This window comes from Streptomyces sp. NPDC026589, from assembly GCF_040638385.1.
GTDB lineage: Bacteria > Actinomycetota > Actinomycetes > Streptomycetales > Streptomycetaceae > Streptomyces.
Map to the genome: position 1 here is coordinate 88,933 of NZ_JBEZYG010000004.1, position 22,173 is coordinate 111,105.

Consider the following 22,173-nt stretch of genomic DNA (forward strand, 5'->3'; position numbering starts at 1 on the left):
GGCCATCAGGCCCATGTGCGCACATCTACGATCAGCTCCGTATTTGATCACCCACACAGGTGATTGACAGGAATTGATTCTTGTAGGGGAGAACGTGAACAGACGGTTCACGGCGGCGGCCATATCCCTGGCCATGTCCGCCACGCTCGCTGCTTCAGCGGGCACCGCTCAGGCGCAGGACGGCGGTGACGGAAGACCCGCCGTCACCGCCTCCGGCCCGGCGAAGCGCGTCACCGAGGCACCGGACATCGCCGCGGCACAGCTCGCGGCCAAGCTCTCCGGGCAGCGGGTGGAAGCCCTCTCCGAGCGCGCGGCCGACGCGGGCACATGGGCCAATCCGGACGGCACCCTCACGACGGAGACGTACTCCGGCCCGGTACGGGTCAAGGAAGACGGCCGGTGGAAGTCCCTGGACACCACCCTCGTGGACACCGGCGCCCAGTTGGAGCCGAAGACGGCCGTGGCCGATGTCGTCCTCTCGGACGGCGGCAAGGGTGACTTCGCGTCGGTCAGCCGGGGCAGCCGCACCTTCGGTCTCGACTGGGGCAAGACGCTCCCCGCGCCCCGGCTGGACGGCGACACGGCCGTCTACCCCTCCGTGGTCCCCAACGGTGATCTGCATGTCACCGCTCTGCCGCACGGCTTCTCCGAGTCACTGATCCTCACGGAACGGCCGACGGAACCGGTCGAACTGCGCCTGCCCGTCACCCTGGACGGCATGGAGCTGGAGAAGACTCCCCAGCGGCATCTGCGGCTGGAGGACAGCTCCGGAGATCTCGTCGCCAGCGCCCCCGCCCCCCGGATGTGGGGCACGGGAACCGACCCCGTGTCGGGTGACCCGCTGCGTCACGCCGAGATCGCCACCGCCGTGGAGCAGGGCCCCGAGGGCACGGTGCTGGTCCTCAGGCCCAGCGCGGCGTTCCTCGCCGACCCCTCCGTGACCTACCCGGTCACCATCGACCCGACCACCACCCTGGCCGCGTCCACCGACACCTGGGTGGCCACCAACTACCCGGACTCCCAGCGCGGTTCGACCGAGCTCAAGGCCGGCACCTACGACGGCGGCACCACCAGGGCCCGCTCGTACGTGAAGTTCGACGTCGCCAGGTTCGCGGGCAAGAAGGTCCTCAACGCCGAGCTCCGGCTGCACTCGTACTGGTCCTCCAGCTGTTCCGCCACCGGCTCGGGCGTCGAGGCCCGCCGGATCACGGGCGCCTGGGACCCCAGTGGGGTGACCTGGGGCGCCCAGCCCGCGACCACCGCGACCGGCGCCGCCGTGTCCAGGTCCGCGTACGGCTTCAGCTCGGCCTGCCCCGCCAACTTCATGCGCTGGGACGTCGACGGCATCGCCCAGGCGTGGGCGGACGGCCAGGCAAACCACGGTCTCCAGATCAGGGCCGTGGACGAGGGCGACTCCTTCAGCTGGCGACGCTTCCGCTCCGCCAACTTCGTCGACGGCGCACAGGGTCCGACCGAGCCCGCGCTCTCCGTCACGTACAACACCCGGCCCGGCGCGGCCGTCGCTGTGAACCCGGCGGCGGGTGCCGTGACCGCCGACACCACGCCCACCCTCCAGGGCAGGGCCGCCGACGCCGACGGCAACACCGTCCGCCTCACCTTCGAGGTGTGGAACGCCGACGGCACGGCCCGCATCGCCCAGGGCGTCTCCCCGTTCGTCGCCTCCGGCACCACCGCCGCCTGGACCGTGCCCGCCCTGGCCGCGGGCTCGTACAAGTGGCGCATCGCTGTCTTCGACGGCACCGAGTGGAACGGCACCTGGTCCGCCTGGCGGCCCCTGACCGTCGACCCGGCCGTCCCCGCGTCGCCCACCGTCAGCTCCGCGCAGTACCCGGCAGACGGGCTGTGGCACGGGGACTCCGGTCTGGTCGGCACCTTCCGGATCGCCGACGGCACCGGCAAGGCGGTCTCCGCCGAGTACGCCTTCAACGGTGGTGGTCCGACGGCCGCCGCCCTCACCTCCGGGGCTGCGACCGTCTCCTGGACGCCCGCCACCCGCGGGGCGCACAGCCTGCGCACCCGGGTCCGCAACGCGGCCGGCACCTGGTCCGACTGGCGTGAACACACCTTCCACGTCGGCGTCATCACCGGGGTCCTGGCCACCTCGTTCATCAACGAGATCTCCGAGACCCACTTCGGGACCCTCCTGCACCCGGTGGACGACACCACGGAGGAGGTCGAGGAGTTCCCGGAGGAGACGGTCGTCGAGGAGGACGACACCCCGCCCGGCTACGTCGAGGTGGAGGACCCCGAGGTCGAGGAGACCGAGGACTCCGCCGGGGCCGACGCGACCGCCCAGCTCCCTGACGCCGCGAACAGCTCCATCGTGGGCACGAGCCCCGACGGCGCCACCCAGACCCTGGTCGACATGCCCACGGCGGCGGCCTCCCCGGCCGAACTGAGCGAGACCGGCCTGGTGATCTACCCCAACACCCAGAAGGACGCCGACACGATCGCCGTCCGCAGCAGCACCAGCGCGGTCGAGGTCTTCCACCTGCTGCGCGGCCCGAGCGCGCCGCAGTCGTTCAGCTACACGGCCGGCATCCGGCCCGGCCAGGAGATCACCGCGGTCAGCGAGAACACCTTGATGATCTCCGACGCGCAGGGTGACGCGACCGCGTTCATCTCCGCCCCGCTGGCCCTGGACGCCCTGGGCAGAACCGTGCCGGTCTCCATGCGGCTCTCCGGCAACGAGATCATCGTCTCCCTCGCCCCCGCGCCCGGACAGACGGTGGCCTTCCCGGTCCTGCTCGACCCGGGCGCCGGATACGGCGACCTGACCCCCGCGGAGCGGCGTTACTGCTCCACCAACCCCTACGACTGCAACAAGGCCCGCAAGGACGCCGAGAAGGCTTTCGCCGAGGCCGCGAAGCGGTACTCGAAGAAGTCCCTGTACCAGGGGACCGGCGACGCGTTCCGGCACTGCTACTGGAACGCGCGCATGGAGATCAACATCGACCATGACACCGCATACGAGGTCGCGACCCGCCATGAGTCGGAGTCTCGTGGTGTCGACAAGGAGATGGATCTCCGCAACAACAAGATCGGCCGCAAGATCGGCCGGGACTACCGTGGTAAGAGCAAGGCGAACCACAAGGCCCGCGACAAGTGCATCAGTTACACGAAGAACGGAAAACTGTGGATCATCAAGAGCAAGAAGCTTGTGAGGAGCAACGCATGACCTCTCTTCTCGCGCGTCGTGTCGCGTCCGTGCTTCTGCTGCTCCAGGTTGCCTACGCGGCGCTGCTCCAGATCGCCTTTCTGACACTCGGGCCGGACACCGCGGAGATCGACCACACCGATCCCTCCGGCTTCAGCCCGCTGAACGCCGGCCTGGCGCTGTTCACCCTGGTGGGTCTGGCCGGTGGTGCGGTCCTGCTGGGCCTGGAGCGCGTACGGTCCCGGGCGCCGCGTGCGCTGACGGTGACCTGGCTGGCCCTGGTGGGCCTCGGCCAGACCGTGTTGGCAGTGGTGGCCCTGGCCACCCACGACAGCTCGGCGGGCCTCGGCCTGCCGGTCGCCCTGCTGTTCGCGGCGGGCTGTGCCGTGGTGGCCGTCGCCTGTGCGCTGACCATCCGTACGGGCTCCGGAGCGCTCCGGGCGAAGACGGCCGGCTGACGCGACGGGCCGATGGCCCGTACGGAGGCGGCTCCCCGGAGGACTGGGGAGCCGCCTTCCGGCGTCCCGCCCTCGCCGGGTGCGGGCACCGCTCCCGGAGAGGGCAGGACACCGCGGCGGAGTGCGGGCCGTGCCGGCCACCTGACCAGGGGAATTCAGTGGTGCCACCCTTGCCCGATGAGGTTGTGTGCCCTCATGAACACAGCTTCTCCGCGCCTGGAAAAGGTCACCCCCGACAACGTGCTCGCCGCCTGTCGGCTGGAAGTCGCACCCGAACAGCGCGTGTTCGTCTCCCCGGTCGCCCAGTCCCTGGCCGAGGCCTATGTGCATCCCGCCATCGCCTGGCCCCGGCTGATCTGTGACGGCGAGCGCGTCGTCGGCTTCGTGATGGCCTTCTTCGACGTGCCGTTCGACTTCGACGCCGGGGCGCCGGACGCCCCGCCCCGTTCCGGGCTCTGGCGGCTCGCCGTCGCCGCCGACGAGCAGGGCCGGGGCTACGGGCGGTTCGCCGTGGGGGCGGTGAACGAGGAGGTCCGCCGGCGGGGCGGAACGGTCTCGACCGTGACCTGGAAGCCCGGCGAGGGCGGCCCCGAGGAGTTCTACCTCCGCCTCGGCTACCGCAAGCGGGGCCTCACGGACGACGGCGAGTACCTCGGCGACCTGGACCTCACCGCCTGACCGGACGCGGGGGCCTACCCTCCGTACCGCAGATACCTCCGCCGCTTCGCCCGGAACGCCGACAGGTCCCGCCGCCACGCCCGTACGACCGTGTCGGTGTCCGCGCCCGCGTCGATCATCGTGCGGACGCGGGTGTTCCCGGTGAGCTTGTCGATCCAGTTGTCCGGCCGCCAGGCGAAGCCGCTCCACGTCTGCTTCGCCGTCACCAGCAGGGCGATCCCGGTGCGGACCGGATCGAAGACCTCCCGGTCCTGTACGTGCACCTGCACCCCGCCCACCGTCTTCCCCGCGAACTTGGAGAAGGTCGGCGCGAAGTACGCCTCGCGGAAGGCCACCCCGGGCAGCTCCAGGGCGTTCGCGGCGGCCGCCCAACGGCGGTCGACGCCCTCCGCGCCCAGCAGCTCGAAGGGGCGCGTGGTGCCGCGGCCCTCGGAGAGGTTCGTGCCCTCGAAGAGACAGGTGCCGGAGTAGACGAGAGCCGTCTCGGGCGTCGGCATGTTCGGGCTCGGCGGCACCCACGGCAGCCCGGTCTCGTCGAAGAAGTCCGAGCGCCGCCACCCCGACATCGTCACCACGTCCAGCCGCACCGGATCCTCGTGCAGGAACTCCGCGTTGAAGAACAGCGCCAGCTCCGCCACCGTCATCCCGTGCGCCTGGGCGATCTCCCGGCGGCCGACGAACGTGGCGAACGCCGGGTCCAGCACCGGGCCCAGCGCCGCCCGCCCGGTCACCGGGTTCGGCCGGTCCAGCACGACGAGGCGCTTGCCCGCCAGCGCCGCCGCCTCCATGCAGTCGTACAGCGTCCAGATGTACGTGTAGAAACGTGCCCCCGCGTCCTGGATGTCGAAGAGGACCGTGTCCACGCCCGAGGCGGTGAAGACGTCCGCGAGCGGCTGCCCGCTCTTGAGGTACGTGTCGTAGACCGGCAGCCCGGTCGCCGGGTCGTCGTAGCGCCCCTCGGAGCCGCCCGCCTGCGCGGTGCCCCGGAACCCGTGCTCGGGGCCGAAGACGGCGGTCAGCTCCACCCGCGCGTCAGGGTGCATCACGTCGACGATGTGCCGGACGTCGGCCGTGACGCCGGTCGGGTTGGTGACGATCCCGACCTTCTGGCCCCGCAGCAGGCGGTAGCCGTCGGCCGCCAGCCGGTCGAAGCCGGTGAGCACCCGGCCGCGTCCGGGCCCGGGGCCGCGCCTGGGGGCGGCCGACGCCGCGGCGGGACCGGCGCCAGCCACGGTCGCCGCAAGCGCGCCCACGGCGCCTCCCGCGGCCAGCACACCACGTCGGGACAGGCTCATTCCGCTACCTCCATGATCGCGCCGACTGTCATGGCCACGCACGCTAGCGCGGGCCGGGGCCGCACGGAACGACCTGGACCGCGCCGATTCCCCCAGCCGGTCCCGGAGATCCGTACGGGCCCAGGCCGGTCCGTTCGCGCCCCTTCCCGGATCACATACCGACCGGTTAGTCTGCCCGTCGCAGCCGGATGGGAAGGGCGGGATGACGATGGGTACGGTGCAGGGCGCCGGCGTAGTGGTCACAGGGGCCGGAGGCGGCATCGGCGCCGCTCTGGCCCGCAGGTTCGCCGCCGGGGGCGCGCGGGTCGTCGTCAACGACCTCGACCTCGCCCGGATCGAACCGCTCGCGAAGGAGATCGGCGGCTTCGCCGTCGCCGGGGACGCCTCGGGCATCGTGGACGCCGCCCGGGAGGCGCTCGACGGCACGGTGGACGTCTACTGCGCCAACGCGGGCCTCGCCTCGCCCGGCGACGCGTTCGCCGACGAGGAGGTCTGGGCCGCCGCGTGGGACGTCAACGTGATGGCCCACGTCCGCGCGGCCAGGGCCCTCCTGCCCCACTGGCTGGAGCGCGGCAGGGGCCGTTTCGTCACCACCGCCTCCGCCGCCGGGCTGCTGACGATGATCGGCGCGGCCCCGTACAGCGTCACCAAGCACGGGGCGGTCGCCTTCGCCGAGTGGCTCTCCCTCACCTACCGCCATCGCGGGATCAAGGTCCACGCGATCTGCCCGCAGGGCGTGCGCACCGACATGCTCACCGCCGCCGGTTCGGCCGGCGAGCTGGTCCTCGCTCCCGGCGCCATCGAGCCGGACGCGGTCGCCGACGCGCTGTTCGAGGCGATGGACGCCGACCGCTTCCTGGTCCTGCCGCACCCCGAGGTGGCCGGCTACTACCAGGCCCGCGCCGCAGATCCCGACCGGTGGATGGGCCAGATGAACCGCCTTCAGCAGAAGTGGGAGGCGAGCGGCGCGTGAACGACCCGACCCCCGCCCCCGCCACCCCCGCCCCCGCCACCCCGGCCCCCGGCGGCTCGATCTACGCGGCCCAGCCGTGGCTCGCCCTGCTCAGCGACGCCCAGCGCGCCCCCGTCACCCCGCCCGCGACCGTGCTGCACGCCTTCCGCGCCGCGGTCGGCCGCGCACCCGAGCACCCGGCCCTGGCCTACTTCGACGGCCGCCTGAGCTACCGCGAGACCGACGAGCTGTCCGACTCGGTGGCCGGGCACCTCGCCGCCCGGGGGCTGCGCCGCGGCGACCGCGTCGCGATCATGCTCCAGAACAGCCCGCACTTCGTCCTCGCGCTGCTCGGCGCCTGGAAGGCGGGCGCGACCGTCGTCCCCCTCAACCCGATGTACAAGTCCGGTGAGGTCGGCCACGTCCTCGCGGACGCCGGGGTCACCGCGCTGATCTGCTCGGACCGGGCGTGGGAGACGTATCTGCGGGAGACCGCGGCGGCTGCCCCGCGCCTCACCGTCGTGCTCACCGCCTGCGAGCTGGACCTCCAGACCGTGAACGACCCCCGGGTCCTCGGCTTCGAGCGCCTCCCGGCCCCCGGCCCCGACGACCTCGCCGACGACCTGCTCACCGCGGGCCGCGCCGGGAACCCGGCCCCGGCCGGCCGGGAGCTCACCGCCGCCGACACGGCGCTGATCAGCTACACCTCCGGGACGAGCGGCACCCCCAAGGGCGCGATGAACGCCCACGGCAACATCATGGTCAACGCCGAACGCCAGCGCACCGGCCATCCGATCGCCGAGGGCTCCGCCTATTTCGCGCTCGCCCCGCTCTTCCACATCACCGGCATGGTCTGCCAGCTCGCCGCCTGCGTCGCCAACGCGGGCACTCTGGTCCTCGCCTACCGCTTCGAGGCGGGCGTCGTCCTGGAGGCCTTCGCCGCCCACCGCCCCGCCTACACCGTCGGCCCCTCCACCGCCTTCATGGCGCTGGCCGCGCATCCGGACGCCAACCCGGACCACTTCGCCTCGTTCCGGGTGATCTCCTCCGGCGGCGCGCCCCTGCCGCCCGCGCTCGTGGAGAAGTTCCGCGCGGGCTTCGGCCCGTACCTCCGCAACGGCTACGGCCTCACCGAGTGCACCGCTCCCTGCGCCTCGGTCCCGCCCGAGCACGAGGCCCCCGTGGACCCTGTCTCGGGCACGCTGTCCGTCGGCGTTCCGGGCCCCGACACCTTCGTACGGATCCTCGACGAGACCGGCCGGGAGGTCCCCTTCGGGGAGCAGGGCGAGATCGCGGTGCGCGGCCCCCAGGTCGTCTCCGGCTACTGGAACCTCCCCGAGGCCACGGCCGCCGCCTTCCCGGACGGCGAGCTGCGCACCGGCGACATCGGCTGCATGGACGCGGCGGGCTGGCTGTACGTCGTCGACCGCAAGAAGGACATGATCAACGCCTCCGGGTTCAAGGTGTGGCCGCGCGAGGTGGAGGACGTCCTCCACACCCACCCGGCGGTGCGCGAGGCGGCCGTCGTGGGCGTGGCCGACGCGTACCGGGGGGAGACGGTCCGGGCGTACGTGAGCCTGCGCCCGGGCACCTCGGTGGAGCCCGGCGAGCTGAGCGCCTACTGCGAGGAACGGCTCGCCGCGTACAAGTATCCGCGCGAGGTGGAGATCCTGGCCGAGCTGCCGAAGACGGCGAGTGGGAAGATCCTCAGGCGGGAACTGCGTTCCCCCCGTTAGAACGACGTCGAAACAGCGCACGCACGGTACGAAAGGAAGGTGGCGGCTCATGGCCAAGGCGACGGATCAGAACGGCACTCCCGTCCCCCAGAGGCTGCTGGCCGCCGCCACCCGGCTCTTCGCCGAGCGCGGGTACGACCGCACCTCGGTCCAGGAGATCGTCGAGGCGGCAGGCGTCACCAAGGGGGCGCTCTACCACTACTTCGGCTCCAAGGAGGACCTGCTCCAGGAGGTCTACGCCCGGGTGCTCCGGCTCCAGCAGGAGCGGCTGGACGCCTTCGCGGACGCCGAGGCGCCCATCGAGCAGCGGCTGCGCGACGCGGCGGCCGACGTGGTCGTCACGACCATCGACAACCTGGACGACGCGGCGATCTTCTTCCGCTCCATGCACCACCTGAGCCCCGAGAAGAACAAGCAGGTGCGCGTCGAACGCCGCCGCTACCACGAGCGCTTCCGGGCCCTGGTCGAGGAGGGCCAGCGCGGCGGCGTGTTCTCCACGGCCACCCCCGCCGACCTGGTCGTCGACTACCACTTCGGCTCGGTCCACCACCTCTCCACCTGGTACCGGCCGGACGGCCCGCTCAGCCGCCAGGAGGTCGCCGACCACCTCGCGGACCTGCTGCTGCGGGCCCTGCGCCCGTAGCGGGGGACGGGGACGGCCGACGGATCGTGCCATCAACTGGCCCGCTCCGCCGGTCGGGGCGAGGCTGGATGTATGTCGTACGTCCTGCCTCCCGATGAGGTGCCGGAGTTCCCGGGCGAACCACCGTCCGTTAATAGAACGACCATGTCCGGTTTCCGCTCTTGACGGAGCACTGTCATTTCCTTGAGCATCGGTCACGCACCGCGCACCCCTGGGCCGCTTGTCCGGGCCCACGCTCCAGGACCCGGCCGGATCACCGCGCGGCCGGGGACCCCCCGCACGTTCCGTCACTCCCCAACGGAATCCGGAGCCCGTGAATGAGACCGAACCGTTTCACCCTGCGCAGATCCCCGACGGCCGCCCTGGCCGTCGCCCTCGCCGCCGTCCTCGGAGCCGGAGCACCGGCCGCCCAGGCCGCCGACGCGCCGGCGTCGCCGACAGCCGCCGCCGCGGCGCCCGACATTCCCCTGGCCGGCGTCAAGGCCCACCTCACGCAGCTCTCGACGATCGCCGCGAACAACGGCGGCAACCGCGCCCACGGCCGCCCCGGCTACAAGGCGTCCGTCGACTACGTGAAGGCCAAGCTCGACGCCGCCGGATACACCACCACGCTCCAGCAGTTCACCTCCAACGGAGCCACCGGCTACAACCTGATAGCCGACTGGCCCGGCGGCGACCCGAACAAGGTCCTGATGGCCGGGGCCCACCTCGACTCGGTCTCCTCCGGCGCCGGGATCAACGACAACGGCTCCGGCTCGGCCGGCGTCCTGGAGACCGCCCTCGCCGTCTCCCGCGCCCAGTACCAGCCCGACAAGCACCTGCGGTTCGCCTGGTGGGGCGCCGAGGAGCTGGGCCTGATCGGCTCGAAGTACTACGTCAACAACCTGCCGTCCGCCGAGCGTTCCAAGCTCTCCGGCTACCTCAACTTCGACATGATCGGCTCGCCCAACGCCGGTTACTTCGTCTACGACGACGACCCGGTCATCGAGAAGACCTTCAAGGACTACTTCGCCGGCCTGAACGTCCCCACCGAGATCGAGACCGAGGGCGACGGCCGCTCCGACCACGCCCCCTTCAAGAACGTCGGCGTCCCCGTCGGCGGACTCTTCACCGGCGCCGGCAACACCAAGTCCGCCGCCCAGGCGCAGAAGTGGGGCGGGACCGCGGGGCAGGCCTTCGACCGCTGTTACCACTCGTCCTGCGACACCACGAGCAACATCAACGACACCGCCCTGGACCGCAACAGCGACGCCGCCGCCCACGCCATCTGGACCCTGTCCTCCGGCACCGGCGAACCGCCCGCCGGGGACGTGTTCAGTAACACCGCCGACGTCGCCATCCCGGACGGGGGAGCGGCAGTGACCTCGCCGGTCACGGTCACCGGACGGACGGGCAACGCCCCGGCCGCCCTCCAGGTCGGCGTCGACATCAAGCACACCTGGCGCGGCGACCTGGTCGTCGACCTGGTGGCCCCGGACGGCACCGCGTACCGGCTGAAGAACTCCAGCAGCGGCGACTCGGCCGACAACGTCATCACGACGTACACGGTCAACGCCTCCGCCGAGGTGGCCAACGGCTCCTGGAAGCTCCGCGTCCAGGACGTCGCCCGTCAGGACACCGGCTACATCGACAGCTGGAAGCTCACCTTCTGACTCCCGCGTCACGTGTACGGGCGCCGCCTCCTCCCGAAGAGCACCTCGGGAGGGGGCGGCGCCGCTGTCCGTCACACGTACCGCTTGATCTCCCGCCGGGCCAGCGACCGCTGGTGCACCTCGTCCGGCCCGTCCGCCAGCCGCAGCGTCCGCGCCGAGGCCCACAGCTCCGCCAGCGGGAAGTCCTGGCTCACCCCGCCCGCGCCGTACAGCTGCACCGCGGAGTCGAGGATGTCCACCACCGCGCGCGGGGTGGCGATTTTGATGGCCTGGATCTCGGTGTGCGCGCCCTTGTTGCCCACGGTGTCCATCAGCCAGGCCGTCTTCAGCACCAGCAGCCGCAACTGCTCCACCGTGACCCGGGCGTCCGCGATCCAGTTCCGCACGACGCCCTGCTGGGCGAGCGGCTTGCCGAAGGCCGTACGCGCCACCGCCCGTCGGCACATCAGCTCGATGGCCCGCTCCGCCATCCCGATGAGCCGCATGCAGTGGTGGATCCGCCCCGGGCCCAGCCGCGCCTGCGCGATGGCGAAGCCGCCGCCCTCCTCGCCGATCAGGTTCGCCGCGGGCACCCGTACATCGTGGAAGACCACCTCGGCGTGACCGCCGTGCGCGTGGTCCTCGTACCCGTACACCCGCATCGCGCGCCGCACTTCGAGACCCGGGGTGTCGCGCGGGACCAGGATCATCGACTGCTGGCGGCGGATGTCCGCGCCGTCCGGGTCGGTCTTGCCCATCACGATGAAGACGGCGCACTCCGGGTTCATCGCCCCGGAGATGTACCACTTGCGACCGTTGACGACGTAGTCGTCGCCGTCCCGGGCGATCCGGGTCTCGATGTTCGTCGCGTCCGAGGACGCCACGTCCGGCTCCGTCATCGCGAACGCGGAGCGGATCTCCCCGGCGAGCAGCGGCTCCAGCCACCGCTTCTTCTGGTCGTCGGTGGCGAACTGGAAGAGCACCTCCATGTTCCCGGTGTCCGGGGCCGCGCAGTTCAGCGCGGTCGGCGCGAGATGCGGGGAGCGTCCGGTGATCTCCGCGAGCGGGGCGTACTGGAGGTTCGTCAGCCCCGCCCCGTACTCCGCGTCGGGCAGGAAGAGGTTCCACAGCCCCTGCCGCCGTGCCTCGGCCTTCAGCTCGCCCACGACCGCCGGGGTGTCCCAGGGGGAGGCCAGCCGGGCCCGCTGCTCCTCGGCGACCTCCTCGGCCGGATACACGTGCTCGTCCATGAACGCGAGCAGCCGGCTCCGCAGCTCCTCGGTACGGGCGTCGAATGCGAAGTCCACGGGGTTCAGCCTTCCTGGAGGGTGGTGAGGCCGTGCTCGATGAAGACGGGGACCAGATCGCCGATCCGGTCGAAGCCCGCGCCGACGGTCCGGCCGAGGGTGTAGCGGTAGTGGATGCCCTCCAGGATCACGGCGAGCTTGAACCACGCGAACGCGGTGTACCAGGAGAGGGCGGAGGTGTCCCGGCCCGAGCGGGCCGCGTAGCGCTCGATCAGCTCGGCGGGGGAGGGGTGCCCGGCCGCGCCGCTGGTGGTGGAGACGGGAGACTCCGGCAGGTCGAGGTCGGAGCTGTACATCACCAGGAGACCGAGGTCGGTCAGCGGATCGCCGAGCGTGGACATCTCCCAGTCGAGGACGGCCCTGATCCGGTCGTCGGGGCCGAGCAGCACGTTGTCCAGGCGGTAGTCGCCGTGGACGACGGTGGGCGCGGGGGAGGAGGGCAGCCCGCGGCCGAGGGAGGCGTGCAGCTCGTCGATGCCCGCCAGCTCGCGGTTGCGGGAGGCGTCCAACTGCTTGCCCCAGCGCCGCAACTGTCGGTCCAGGAAGCCGTCGGGCCGCCCGAAGCCCCCGAGCCCGACCGCTCCCGGGTCCACGGCGTGCAGGTCGACCAGGGTGTCGACGAGCCCGAGGACCGCCGCCCGGGTGCGCTCGGGGCCCAGCGGGGCGAGCTGTTCAGCGGTGCGGTACGGGGTGCCCTCGACGTACTCCATTACGTAGAACGGGGCGCCGATCACGCTGTCGTCCTCGCAGAGCAGCAGCGGCTCCGGCACCGGGACGGCGGTGGGGTACAGGCCGCTGATCACCCGGTGCTCGCGCGTCATGTCGTGCGCGGTGGCCAGCACATGGCCGAGCGGAGGCCTGCGCACCACCCACTGCCCGGTCCCGTCGCCGACGACGTACGTCAGGTTCGAGCGACCGCCCTCGATCAGCCGCGCTTCGAGGGGTCCGCTCACCAGCCCCGGCCGCTCGCGGTCGAGATGGCCGCGCAGCAGCTCCGGGTCGAGACCTGGTGGGGGGAGTGAGCTCATGGTGCGTACCTCCGGGCGACGGAACGAGGCGACTGGGCGAGCGACTGGACGAGGCGACTGGACGAGGCGCCTGGACGATCGGGAACCATGATGCCGACCAGTCGGTATGCCGTCCAGTCCCCCCGTGATCCGGCGGCGCGGGAGCCGGCCCGACCCTTTCGGTGAACCGCATCCCTGAATAGAGTTCACGTATGCATACAGATGATCTGGTGATCGAAGACGTCCGGCTCACCCCGATCCTCGTGTCCGATCCACCCCTGCTGAACACCCAGGGCGTCCACCAGCCGTACACCCCGCGCCTGATCGTGGAGGTCGTCACCCGGGGCGGAACGACCGGCGTGGGGGAGACCTACGGCGACGGCGCCTACCTGGAGCCCGCGCGCTCCCTCGCCGCGGCGCTCCCGGGCCGGGCGGTCACCGATCTGAACGGGCTGTTCGCCCTGGCCGAGGAGGTGTGCGGCGCATCGCGCGCCGCCGACGACCGGATCCACGCCGGGGGGCTGCGCGGAGTCAGGAACGCGGAGAAGATCCGGCTCTCGGTCGTCTCCGCCTTCGAGGTCGCCTGTCTGGACGCCCTCGGCAAGGCCCGGGGCCTGCCCGTGCACGCCCTGCTCGGCGGCAAGGTCCGGGACACCGTCGAGTACAGCGCCTACCTCTTCTTCCGCTGGGCCGCCCACCCCGGCCCCGGCGAACGGGACGACTGGGGCGCGGCGCTCGACCCGGCCGGCGTCGTCGCCCAGGCCCGGCGCTTCGCCGACACCTACGGCTTCGGCTCCCTCAAGCTCAAGGGCGGCGTCTTCGAGCCCGACCGGGAGATCGCCGCGATCCACGCCCTGGCCGAGGCGTTCCCGGGCCGCCCGCTGCGCCTGGACCCGAACGGCGCCTGGTCCGTCCCCACCTCGCTGTACGTCGCCGAGCAGCTGAAGGGCGTCCTCGAATACCTGGAGGACCCCACCAGCGGCACGGCCGGCATGGCCGCCGTCTCGGCCGGAACCGACGTCCCGCTCGCCACCAACATGTGCGTCACCACCCTCGCCGAGGTCCCCGAGGCCTTCGCCCGCGACGCCGTCCAGATCGTCCTGAGCGACCACCACTACTGGGGCGGACTGCACCGCACCCGGGAACTGGCGGGCATCTGCCGCACGTTCGGCGTCGGACTCTCCATGCACTCCAACACCCACCTCGGCATCAGCCTCGCGGCGATGACCCACGTCGCCGCCACGGTGCCGGACCTCGGTCACGCCTGCGACAGCCACTACCCCTGGCAGACCGAGGACGTCATCACCGAGCGCCATACCTTCACCGGGGGCCGGCTCACGGTCTCCGACGCACCCGGTCTCGGCGTCGAACTGGACCGCGAGCGCCTGTCCGCCCTGCACCGGCGCTGGCTGGCGGACGAGACCCACCGGGAGCGCGACGACGCGGCGGCGATGCGCGCCGCCGACCCGGAGTGGACGACGCCGACGGTCCCGCGCTGGTGAGGACGCCGACGGTCCTGCGCTGGTGAGCGCGCCGGCGGTCCTGTGCTGGTGAGGACGACGGCTGTCCCGCGCTGGTGAGCGCGCCGGCCGGTCCCGTGCTGCGAGAGGGGCGGGATCCGGCCGTACCCCCTGAGTTGCGGCGGCCCCGACCTGCGCGGAAGGTCGAGGGATGAAGGCGATCAGCTACAGCGCGTACGGTTCCGCCGACGTCATGGAGTACGGCGAGCGACCCGATCCGAAGGTCGGCCCCGACACGGTCCTGGTGAAGGTACGGGCCGCCGCCGTCAACCCGGTCGACTGGAAGGCCCGCGAGGGCTATCTCCAGGGGGGCCTCGAAGCCGTCTTCCCGGTGATCCCCGGCTGGGACGTCTCCGGGGTCGTCGTGCAACCGGGCGTCGCGGTCGACGAGTTCGCGGTCGGCGACGAGGTCATCGGCTACGTACGCGAGGACTTCCTCGCGCGCGGCACGTTCGCCGAGTACGTCGCCGCCCCCGTGCGCACCCTGGCCCGCAAGCCCCTGAGCCTGAGCTTCGAGGAGGCCGCGGGCCTGCCGCTGGCCGGGCTGACCGCCTACCAGGTACTGCACCGCACCCTGAAGATCCGCGAGGGCGACACCGTCCTGGTCCACGCGGCGGCCGGCGGCGTCGGATCGCTCGCCGTCCAGATCGCCCGGCACACCGGCTGCCGGGTGATCGGCACCGCGAGCCCCCGCAACCACGAGCACCTCCGCAGCCTCGGCGCGGAGCCCGTGGAGTACGGCGAGGGCCTCGTCGACCGGCTGCGCGCACTGGTCCCGGACGGCTTCGACGCCTCCTTCGACACGGTGGGCGGCGACGCGCTGCGCGCCTCCGCCGACACCCTCGCCCCGGGCGGCCGGCTCGCCTCCATCGCGGACGGCGAGGTCTTCTCCTACGGTGGCCGCTACACCTTCGTGCGCCCCGACGCCGACGACCTGGCCCGAGTCGCGGAACTGGCCGAACGGGGCATCGTCACCGTCCATGTGGACCGGGTGTTCCCGCTGGAGCAGGCCGCCGACGCGTACCGGCTCAACCAGGAGGGGCGGACGCGCGGCAAGATCGTGGTGACGGTGGACTGGGACGGCTGAGGAGCCCGGCCGGGGGACAGCCCGGGCGCGTGCGTCCGGCCCGGCTTCGAGAACAGCCTGGCGGCCCGCGTCCGGCCCGGCTCAAGCGGCATCGCGTCCCCGGTCCGGCCCGCCCGGCCCCGCCCGGCCACCGTCCGGCCCGTCCGGGGCTCAGAACAGCATCGCCGCAGCGAACACCGCCAGTGCCACCGTGCACAGCGTCGCCGCCAGCGCTCCGCGCGGGGCGAGCGGCTCCGGCCGCGCCGCCTCCATCCGCAGCACCCGACGGTGGGCCACGACCAGGAAACCCAGCCAGGCCGCCGCGCTCAGCGCCACCGCGACCAGCGCGGCCGGCGTCGCCCCGCCGAGCAGCGCCTGCCGCACCGCGAGCAGCGCGACGACCGTGGCGGACAGCGTCGTACGCCGCCAGGCCAGCCGTGTCCGCTCGGGCTGCAGCCCGGGATCCCGGTCCGCCGTCGCCGTCACACGCCCTCCCAGCCGAAGAGGACCACCACCACCATCGCCACGGCGACGACGGCGACCACCAGGCTCAGCAGGGTCGGGAACCGGGACACCGGCAGGTCCTCGCCCCGCCGCATCGCCCGCTCGCACCGCACCCAGTGGTTGACCGCCCGCAGCGCGCAGAGCACCCCGGCCGCGAGCAGCCCGAGCGCGAGCCCGGCCCGGGCGCCCCACACCAGCTCCGGAAGAAACTGGTCGACGGCGAAACCCCCGCCGATCAGGGCCAGCGCCGTCCGGATCCAGGCGAGGAACGTCCGCTCGTTGGCCAGCGAGAACCGGTAGTCGGGGGTGTCCCCCTCGTCCCGGATCCGCTGCGGCGCGAACCACAGCCGTACGCTCTGCACGATCTTGTTCACACCTGGAACCCTAGTGCCAACGTCGCCCAAGCCCGGGCGACGGCATCTACCAGGTCCCGCCGCACACGTCTGTCCGATACGGGCGCCCCACGGCGACGGCCTGCGGGGGAGGTCAGTCCGCTCGGCAGAACGTGTCCTTGGTGGGCATCCTGCCCTCGACGAGGTAACGCGTGGCGGTGTTCAGCGCGCAGGAGTTCTTGCCCAGGACGTACACGCCGTGCCCACTGTCGTCGACAGTGACCAACCGCGCCCGGTCGCCGAACTTCTCGCGCAGCATCTTCCCGCCCCGCAGCGGGGTCGACGCGTCCCGCCGGTTCTGCAGGAGCAGCACGTTGCGGGGGCCCTCGGCGTTGATCTTCACCGGGGGTTCGGCGGGGGCGTACGGCCAGAAGGCACACGGGGTGATGTTGGCGGTGGCGGCGCCGAACAGCGGGTAGCGTTCGCGGTCCGCGGTGACGCCCCGCCGGTAGGTGTTGACGTCCTCGGGCCACTCGACGTCGTTGCAGGTGACGGCGAGGAACACGGTCAGGGCGTTGTCGTTCGGCGACAACGTCCCGTCGGCCGTCTCCTCGGGGACGGGTGCCAGGGCGCGGGCCGCCGTCCGGTCGCCTTCGCGCAGCGCCTGCCAGGTCTGCGCCAACTTGGGGTACTGCGACTGCTTGAACAGGTGGCTGAACGTCAGCAGCCGGAAGAGGCTGCCGTCGATCCCCGCGACCGGAGTGTCGTCGAGCACGCCGGCGATGGTGAGGTAGGAAGCCCGGACCTGTTCGGGGGTGCGGCCCAGGCGGTAGCTGTCGTGCCGGCGGGCGGCCCATCGCGCGAAGTCCGGCAGGGTCTGTTCCATGCCGAGCGCGTAGCGGCGCAGGCCGTCGCGGTCGAGGTGGGTGTCTCCGATGTTGCTGTCGAGCACGATCCGGTCGGCTCGCTCGGGGAACATCGACGCGTACGCGGCGCCGAGTGCCGTGCCGTAGGAGTAGCCCAGGTAGCTGGTCGTCTCCTCGTCGAGCGCGGCCCGGATCCGGTCCAGGTCGCGGGCGGTGTTCGCCGTGGTGAGGTGGCGCAGCGTGCCGTCGTCGTTGTCCGCGCACTGCTCGGCCGCCTGCTCGGCTACTTTCGCCTGTGCGGTGACCGCGGCGTCGTCGACCGCGTACGGCGGGATGTTGGAGTAGTAGAGGCTGTCCGTGGTGAAGCCGCAGCTGACCGGTGTGGAACGACCCGTCCCACGGGTGTCCATGCCGATCAGGTCGTAGCGGTCGGTGACGCTGGTGGGCAGGCCCTGGGCCACCAGCAGCGCGGAGAGCGCCAGCCCGGACCCCCCGGGGCCGCCCGGATTGAGCATGAGGACGCCACGCCGTTCGTCCGGGTCGGCGGCGGCCAGCCGGGAGATGCTGAGGTCGATCTGCTGGCCCTCCGGGTCGGCGTAGTCCAGCGGGACGGGCACGGTGGCGCACCGCAGCTCGGTCGGAGCCGCTTCGGCCACGACGTCGTCGGGGCACTGGCCCCACTTCACCTGCGGCGCTTTGGGCTCCTCGGCGGCGGCGGGCACCGCGGCGAGCGGACCGCCGAGGCCGAGGACCACCAAGAGGGCCAGGCCCTGGCCCGCACTGCCTTGTCGTTTCATGTCCAGTCTCCGCATCCCGGTTCGTGGTCGTGGTCGCGACCATCCCACCGCGTGCCCTTGGGGCAGGGTCAACAAGGACCGGCGTGGAACCGGGTGGTTGACCGTGCCCCAAGGGCACGGTCTTGAATGGCTGCGGGGGGAAGACGCTGGAGAAGGGGCTCCCGGTGGGCTGGAGTACGCGTCAGCTGGCGGAACTCGCGGGCACAACGACCAAGGCAGTGCGGCACTATCACGAGATCGGCCTGTTGGACGAGCCGGAACGAGCGTCCAACGGCTACAAGCGGTACGGCGTCAGCCATCTGGTCCGCCTGCTGCGCATCCGCAGACTGACCGACCTCGGCGTGGCCCTCGCGGATGTCCCGTCGGTCGAGAGCGGAGACGAGAAGGCACGGCAGATCCTCCGTGACCTGGACGCCGAACTCGCTGCGGACATCGAACGCCGGCAGCGGATGCGGCGGGAACTGGCGGCCGTCATGGAGAACCGGGCCGCGCTCGACATGCCCCAGCAGTTCAGGACGCTCGCCGACGATCTGCCCGAGACCCAGCGGTCGCTGCTGATGGCCTACTCCAGCATCCTCACCCCCGTGGCGATGGCAGCCCTCCAGGAACAGCTCGCGGGACCTCGCCGGGATCTCGAAGGGGAATTCGCGGCACTCGACGAGGACACCCCCGAAGAAGTGCGGCAGCGGCTGGCGGAACGCATGGCGCCCGGTGTCCGCCAACAGCACAGGGACCATCCCGGCCTGGCCGACCTGGCGTTCTCCTCGCGCCGGGAGACGGCGGTCGCCGAGTCGGTCGTCGTGCACGCGCTGGTCGAGTACTACAACCGCGCCCACCTCGATGTGCTGCAACGCGTCCACACGATCCTCTTCGAGGACGACACCGCGGAGAGCGAACAAGACGAGGCCCGGGACTGAGAGCCCGCGCCGGGACTGAGAGCCAGCGCGTACCTCGCCTCCGTCGCCGGAGCCGGCCGCCCGCATGATCGGCCGTTACTGGACGCGTGCTGCCGTAAAGCACTGTCGCAGACAGGCTCCCGGACGCCCGCCACGCACACGTTCCACGAGTACGGGAGGCTACTCACCGACCGGGCCCGCTCAACCTCGGTCAGCCCCGCGCGGACCCGTACGGGGCGTCCGAGTGCGGTCGGGCCGCCCGGAACTCCCGCAGCCGGCGGTACGCCTCCACCCCGTCGGGCACCCAGGGCCACTCGTCGAGCCGCCGCTCCAGCTCCGCGTCGTCCAGGAACGTGTGCCAGGCCACCTCCTCCACCTGCGGGGCCACCGGCAGCTCGCACCGCACCCGGTAGACGGCGGACCACCAGGTGTACCCGGCGTTCGCGTCGGCGTAGAGGAACCGGAACAGCGGCTCTGGCCGAGGGAGCCCCGAGACCCCCAGCTCCTCCTCCGCCTCGCGCAGCGCCGCCTCGTCGTACGACTCGCCCGCCCCCACCACCCCGCCGACGAACATGTCGTAGTGCGAGGGGTAGACCAGCTTCGTGGGCGTCCGCCGATGGACGAACACCCGCCCGTCGGCGTCGCGCGCCTCGATGAACACACAGCGGTGCCGCAGCCTCCGCGCGGTCGCCTCGCGGCGCGGGGCCTGCCCGATGACCTCGTCGTTCTCGTCGACGATGTCCAGGATCTCGTCAGAGGGCGTCATACGTTTCATCCAACAGCACCCGGACGGTTGACGTGGCCCCGGCGGGTACCCAAGATCTGACGCACGGGTAACTTGAACGTTTCGCCGGTCCGGTGGGCCGGCCTTCCCCGCCCGCCCCGAGCCACTCCGACAGGACGGAACCCATGGCGTACGACGCTGATGTGATCGTGATCGGGGCAGGACTCGCCGGGCTCGTGGCCACCGCCGAACTGGTCGACGGCGGCCGGTCCGTGATCCTCCTCGACCAGGAGCCCGAGCAGTCCATCGGCGGCCAGGCGCACTGGTCCTTCGGCGGCCTCTTCCTCGTGGACTCGCCCGAACAGCGCCGGCTGCGGATCAAGGACAGCCGGGAGCTGGCCCTCCAGGACTGGTACGGCACGGCGGGCTTCGACCGGGAGACCGAGGACCGCTGGCCGCGTAAGTGGGCCGAGGCGTACGTCGACTTCGCCGCCGGCGAGAAGCGCTCCTGGCTGCACCAGCAGGGGCTGCGCATCTTCCCGGTCGTCGGCTGGGCGGAACGCGGCGGCTACGACGCGACGGGCCACGGCAACTCCGTACCCCGCTTCCACATCACCTGGGGCACCGGCCCCGGCGTCGTCGCCCCCTTCGAACGGCGGGTCCGCGCGGGCGTCGCCAAGGGGCTCGTCCAGCTGAGGTTCCGCCACCGCGTCACCGGCCTCGCCCGTACCGCCGGGGCGCTCGACACGGTCACCGGCGAGATCCTGGAGCCCAGCGCGGCCGAGCGCGGAATCGCGAGCGGCCGGGAGGTCGCCGGCGCCTTCGAACTGAAGGCCCAGGCGGTGATCGTCACCTCCGGCGGCATCGGCGGCAACCACGACCTGGTCCGCGCCCAGTGGCCCGAGCGCCTGGGCACCCCGCCCGAGAAGATGCTGTCCGGGGTGCCCGCGCACGTCGACGGGCTGATGCTCGGCATCGCCGAGAAGGCGGGCGCCCACCACATCAACCGCGACCGGATGTGGCACTACACCGAGGGCATCGAGAACTGGAACCCGATCTGGGCCAGGCACGGCATCCGGATCCTGCCCGGCCCCTCGTCGCTCTGGCTGGACGCGCGCGGCAAGCGCCTGCCGGTCCCGCTCTTCCCCGGCTTCGACACGCTCGGCACCCTCGAACACATCATGGGCTCCGGCCACGGCTACACCTGGTTCGTGCTCAACCAGCGCATCATCGGCAAGGAGTTCGCGCTCTCCGGCTCCGAGCAGAACCCGGACCTGACCGGCAAGTCGGTCCGCGACGTGATCGGCAGGGCCCGCGCGGACGTGCCCGCACCGGTCAAGGCGTTCATGGACCACGGAGTGGACTTCGTCGTGGAGAAGGAACTCGGCGCGCTGGTCCGGGGCATGAACGCGGTCACCGGCGACGACCTCATCGACGAGGCGAGCCTGCGCCGCGAGATCACCGCCCGTGACCGGGAGATCGCCAACCCCTTCACCAAGGACCTCCAGGTCACCGCGGTCCACGGGGCCCGCGCCTACCTCGGCGACCGCCTCATCCGCACCGCGAAACCGCACCGCGTCCTGGACCCGGCGGCGGGCCCGCTGATCGCCGTCCGGCTCAACATCCTCACCCGCAAGTCCCTGGGCGGCCTGGAGACCGACCTGTCCTCCCGTGTCCTCGATCCCGAGGGCGCCCCGCTCCCCGGCCTGTACGCGGCGGGCGAGGCCGCGGGCTTCGGCGGCGGCGGAGTCCACGGCTACCGCTCCCTGGAGGGCACGTTCCTGGGCGGCTGCATCTTCTCCGGCAGGGCGGCGGGCCGGGCGGCGGCGCAGGCGGTGTGAGCACCGCACCGAGACCGGGCCCCGCACGTCAAGCCCCCCGACCGGCGAGGACCGGGCCGGCACTTCAAGCTCCTCCCGACCCGCGAGGACCGGGCCGGCATTCAAGCCCCTCCGGCGATTGAGGAGCGGGGTCCGGGGCGGAGCCCCGAAGTCACCCCAACCGCTCGACCACCCGGAACCGCTCCGCGACGATCAGCGTCCCGTCGTCCACCGTGAACCCCGGATCCCCCAACGCCTCCCGCATCTCCTCGCTGTGCCAGAACCGCTCGTGCCCCGCCCGCCATTCGGCCACCGACCGGTACCCCTCGCCCTCGTCGAGCGCATGCTGGAGATCCACCTCCCCCAGGGGCAGTACCCGTACATCGATCAGCTCCAGCACCGCCACCTCCCGCCCTTCCGAGTCGATCAGCGCGGACCGTTCGCCCACAGGGGGAAGCTCCTCCTGCTCCCGTTCGTACTCGGCCAACAGCCCGGATGTGGACACCTTCTCGCCGGAGAGGACCGCCGCTACCAGCTGGTCGCGCAACGGCCCCGGAAAGGCGAGAAGGAAAGGGCTGAGGGGTTCGCGAGGTTCCATGTCCTCAGTGTGTCAGGCGCCACTCCGTGCCCACCGACCCCGCCGCACGCTGCGCGAACACCCCGCCCGATGGGGTGCAATCCAGCCAAGTAGCGGAAAAGTGCACAGAGTTGACATCAAGCGCCCCTTGACGGGGAGCATTGCCTACCGCTTTGCTGTGCGCGA

At 71.9% G+C, this 22,173-nt stretch carries 19 protein-coding genes; 11 read left to right on the forward strand and 8 right to left on the reverse strand.

Translation table 11 applies throughout. The features are described from left to right. Positions 1-94 precede the first annotated feature (94 nt). The 3 genes from AB0F29_RS08515 to AB0F29_RS08525 all read left to right on the forward strand — a co-directional run bounded on the left by AB0F29_RS08515 (position 95) and on the right by AB0F29_RS08525 (position 4,314). Positions 95-3,199 carry a DNRLRE domain-containing protein gene (locus tag AB0F29_RS08515; protein ID WP_361868929.1) on the forward strand — a complete coding sequence of 1,035 codons (3,105 nt, stop codon included), beginning with the start codon at positions 95-97 and terminating at the stop codon, positions 3,197-3,199. Continuing rightward, positions 3,196-3,636: a hypothetical protein gene (locus AB0F29_RS08520; RefSeq protein ID WP_361868931.1), complete on the forward strand. Its 441-nt coding sequence runs from the start codon at positions 3,196-3,198 to the stop codon at positions 3,634-3,636. Before AB0F29_RS08515 ends, AB0F29_RS08520 begins: the two co-directional genes overlap by 4 nt. Positions 3,637-3,831: 195 nt before the next feature. Then, entirely contained in the window at positions 3,832-4,314 is a 483-nt protein-coding gene (locus AB0F29_RS08525; protein WP_361868934.1) for a GNAT family N-acetyltransferase, read from the forward strand. Positions 4,315-4,328: 14 nt separating this feature from the next. On the opposite strand, the gene AB0F29_RS08530 is transcribed toward AB0F29_RS08525, so the two are convergent. Then, complete coding sequence (locus AB0F29_RS08530; protein WP_361868937.1) at positions 4,329-5,609, reverse strand: DUF1343 domain-containing protein; 1,281 nt, start codon at positions 5,607-5,609, stop codon at positions 4,329-4,331. Between the two features lie 202 nt (positions 5,610-5,811). On the opposite strand from AB0F29_RS08530, the gene AB0F29_RS08535 reads away from it, so the two are divergent. The 4 genes from AB0F29_RS08535 (at position 5,812) to AB0F29_RS08550 (ending at position 10,592) form a co-directional block, all read left to right on the forward strand. Further along, on the forward strand, positions 5,812-6,582 hold the full coding sequence (locus tag AB0F29_RS08535) for an SDR family NAD(P)-dependent oxidoreductase (RefSeq protein WP_361868939.1): 771 nt from the start codon (positions 5,812-5,814) through the stop codon (positions 6,580-6,582). Next, positions 6,579-8,297: an AMP-binding protein gene (locus AB0F29_RS08540; RefSeq protein WP_361868941.1), complete on the forward strand. Its 1,719-nt coding sequence runs from the start codon at positions 6,579-6,581 to the stop codon at positions 8,295-8,297. The genes AB0F29_RS08535 and AB0F29_RS08540 overlap by 4 nt, the downstream gene beginning before the upstream one ends. A gap of 49 nt (positions 8,298-8,346) precedes the next feature. Further along, positions 8,347-8,940, forward strand: a complete 594-nt coding sequence (locus AB0F29_RS08545; RefSeq protein WP_361868944.1) for a TetR/AcrR family transcriptional regulator — start codon at positions 8,347-8,349, stop codon at positions 8,938-8,940. Between the two features lie 317 nt (positions 8,941-9,257). Then, entirely contained in the window at positions 9,258-10,592 is a 1,335-nt protein-coding gene (locus tag AB0F29_RS08550; RefSeq protein WP_361868946.1) for a M28 family metallopeptidase, read from the forward strand. Positions 10,593-10,663: 71 nt separating this feature from the next. Here the strand turns inward: AB0F29_RS08550 and AB0F29_RS08555 are convergent, their stop codons facing one another. Then, the gene (locus AB0F29_RS08555) at positions 10,664-11,878 is read right to left on the reverse strand and encodes an acyl-CoA dehydrogenase family protein (protein WP_361868949.1); all 1,215 of its coding nucleotides are present in this window, start codon (positions 11,876-11,878) and stop codon (positions 10,664-10,666) included. Positions 11,879-11,883: 5 nt separating this feature from the next. Beyond that, complete coding sequence (locus AB0F29_RS08560; protein WP_361868952.1) at positions 11,884-12,906, reverse strand: phosphotransferase family protein; 1,023 nt, start codon at positions 12,904-12,906, stop codon at positions 11,884-11,886. Positions 12,907-13,097: 191 nt separating this feature from the next. Between AB0F29_RS08560 and AB0F29_RS08565 the strand changes: the two genes are divergently transcribed. Together AB0F29_RS08565 and AB0F29_RS08570 are read left to right on the forward strand one after the other, a co-directional pair. Then, positions 13,098-14,387 (forward strand): enolase C-terminal domain-like protein, encoded by a 1,290-nt coding sequence (locus AB0F29_RS08565; RefSeq protein ID WP_361868955.1) that lies wholly within the window; start codon positions 13,098-13,100, stop codon positions 14,385-14,387. A 169-nt stretch (positions 14,388-14,556) separates the two neighbouring features. Next, positions 14,557-15,492 carry an NADP-dependent oxidoreductase gene (locus AB0F29_RS08570; protein ID WP_361868958.1) on the forward strand — a complete coding sequence of 312 codons (936 nt, stop codon included), beginning with the start codon at positions 14,557-14,559 and terminating at the stop codon, positions 15,490-15,492. A 150-nt stretch (positions 15,493-15,642) separates the two neighbouring features. Here AB0F29_RS08570 and AB0F29_RS08575 read toward each other — a convergent pair whose 3' ends face one another. The 3 genes from AB0F29_RS08575 to AB0F29_RS08585 all read right to left on the reverse strand — a co-directional run bounded on the left by AB0F29_RS08575 (position 15,643) and on the right by AB0F29_RS08585 (position 17,970). Then, on the reverse strand, positions 15,643-15,957 hold the full coding sequence (locus tag AB0F29_RS08575; protein WP_361868961.1) for a DUF202 domain-containing protein: 315 nt from the start codon (positions 15,955-15,957) through the stop codon (positions 15,643-15,645). Further along, entirely contained in the window at positions 15,954-16,349 is a 396-nt protein-coding gene (locus AB0F29_RS08580; protein ID WP_361868963.1) for a DUF202 domain-containing protein, read from the reverse strand. Before AB0F29_RS08580 ends, AB0F29_RS08575 begins: the two co-directional genes overlap by 4 nt. A gap of 112 nt (positions 16,350-16,461) precedes the next feature. Next, on the reverse strand, positions 16,462-17,970 hold the full coding sequence (locus AB0F29_RS08585; RefSeq protein WP_361868965.1) for an alpha/beta hydrolase: 1,509 nt from the start codon (positions 17,968-17,970) through the stop codon (positions 16,462-16,464). Positions 17,971-18,134: 164 nt separating this feature from the next. Here AB0F29_RS08585 and AB0F29_RS08590 point away from each other — a divergent pair, with 164 nt between their 5' ends. Then, positions 18,135-18,887, forward strand: coding sequence for a MerR family transcriptional regulator (locus AB0F29_RS08590; RefSeq protein ID WP_018959567.1), 753 nt, complete (start codon positions 18,135-18,137; stop codon positions 18,885-18,887). Between the two features lie 190 nt (positions 18,888-19,077). Here AB0F29_RS08590 and AB0F29_RS08595 read toward each other — a convergent pair whose 3' ends face one another. After that, positions 19,078-19,632, reverse strand: a complete 555-nt coding sequence (locus AB0F29_RS08595) for an NUDIX domain-containing protein (RefSeq protein ID WP_361868967.1) — start codon at positions 19,630-19,632, stop codon at positions 19,078-19,080. Between the two features lie 143 nt (positions 19,633-19,775). Here AB0F29_RS08595 and AB0F29_RS08600 point away from each other — a divergent pair, with 143 nt between their 5' ends. Continuing rightward, complete coding sequence (locus AB0F29_RS08600) at positions 19,776-21,431, forward strand: FAD-binding dehydrogenase (RefSeq protein ID WP_361868970.1); 1,656 nt, start codon at positions 19,776-19,778, stop codon at positions 21,429-21,431. Between the two features lie 151 nt (positions 21,432-21,582). On the opposite strand, the gene AB0F29_RS08605 is transcribed toward AB0F29_RS08600, so the two are convergent. Then, a complete protein-coding gene (locus tag AB0F29_RS08605) occupies positions 21,583-22,008 on the reverse strand; it encodes an ASCH domain-containing protein (RefSeq protein WP_361868973.1) in 426 nt (141 codons plus the stop codon). Positions 22,009-22,173: the final 165 nt, after the last annotated feature.

Excerpts from the sequence above, each read along its gene's own strand:
- AB0F29_RS08565 (WP_361868955.1), top strand. The coding sequence starts at position 13,098 with ATGCATACAGATGATCTGGTGATCGAAGACGTCCGGCTCACCCCGATC.
- AB0F29_RS08605 (WP_361868973.1), bottom strand. The coding sequence starts at position 22,008 with ATGGAACCTCGCGAACCCCTCAGCCCTTTCCTTCTCGCCTTTCCGGGG.
- AB0F29_RS08525 (WP_361868934.1), top strand. The coding sequence starts at position 3,832 with ATGAACACAGCTTCTCCGCGCCTGGAAAAGGTCACCCCCGACAACGTG.
- AB0F29_RS08530 (WP_361868937.1), bottom strand. The coding sequence starts at position 5,609 with ATGAGCCTGTCCCGACGTGGTGTGCTGGCCGCGGGAGGCGCCGTGGGC.
- AB0F29_RS08585 (WP_361868965.1), bottom strand. The coding sequence starts at position 17,970 with ATGAAACGACAAGGCAGTGCGGGCCAGGGCCTGGCCCTCTTGGTGGTC.
- AB0F29_RS08545 (WP_361868944.1), top strand. The coding sequence starts at position 8,347 with ATGGCCAAGGCGACGGATCAGAACGGCACTCCCGTCCCCCAGAGGCTG.
- AB0F29_RS08520 (WP_361868931.1), top strand. The coding sequence starts at position 3,196 with ATGACCTCTCTTCTCGCGCGTCGTGTCGCGTCCGTGCTTCTGCTGCTC.
- AB0F29_RS08570 (WP_361868958.1), top strand. The coding sequence starts at position 14,557 with ATGAAGGCGATCAGCTACAGCGCGTACGGTTCCGCCGACGTCATGGAG.
- AB0F29_RS08535 (WP_361868939.1), top strand. The coding sequence starts at position 5,812 with ATGACGATGGGTACGGTGCAGGGCGCCGGCGTAGTGGTCACAGGGGCC.
- AB0F29_RS08600 (WP_361868970.1), top strand. The coding sequence starts at position 19,776 with ATGGCGTACGACGCTGATGTGATCGTGATCGGGGCAGGACTCGCCGGG.
- AB0F29_RS08560 (WP_361868952.1), bottom strand. The coding sequence starts at position 12,906 with ATGAGCTCACTCCCCCCACCAGGTCTCGACCCGGAGCTGCTGCGCGGC.
- AB0F29_RS08595 (WP_361868967.1), bottom strand. The coding sequence starts at position 19,632 with ATGACGCCCTCTGACGAGATCCTGGACATCGTCGACGAGAACGACGAG.
- AB0F29_RS08550 (WP_361868946.1), top strand. The coding sequence starts at position 9,258 with ATGAGACCGAACCGTTTCACCCTGCGCAGATCCCCGACGGCCGCCCTG.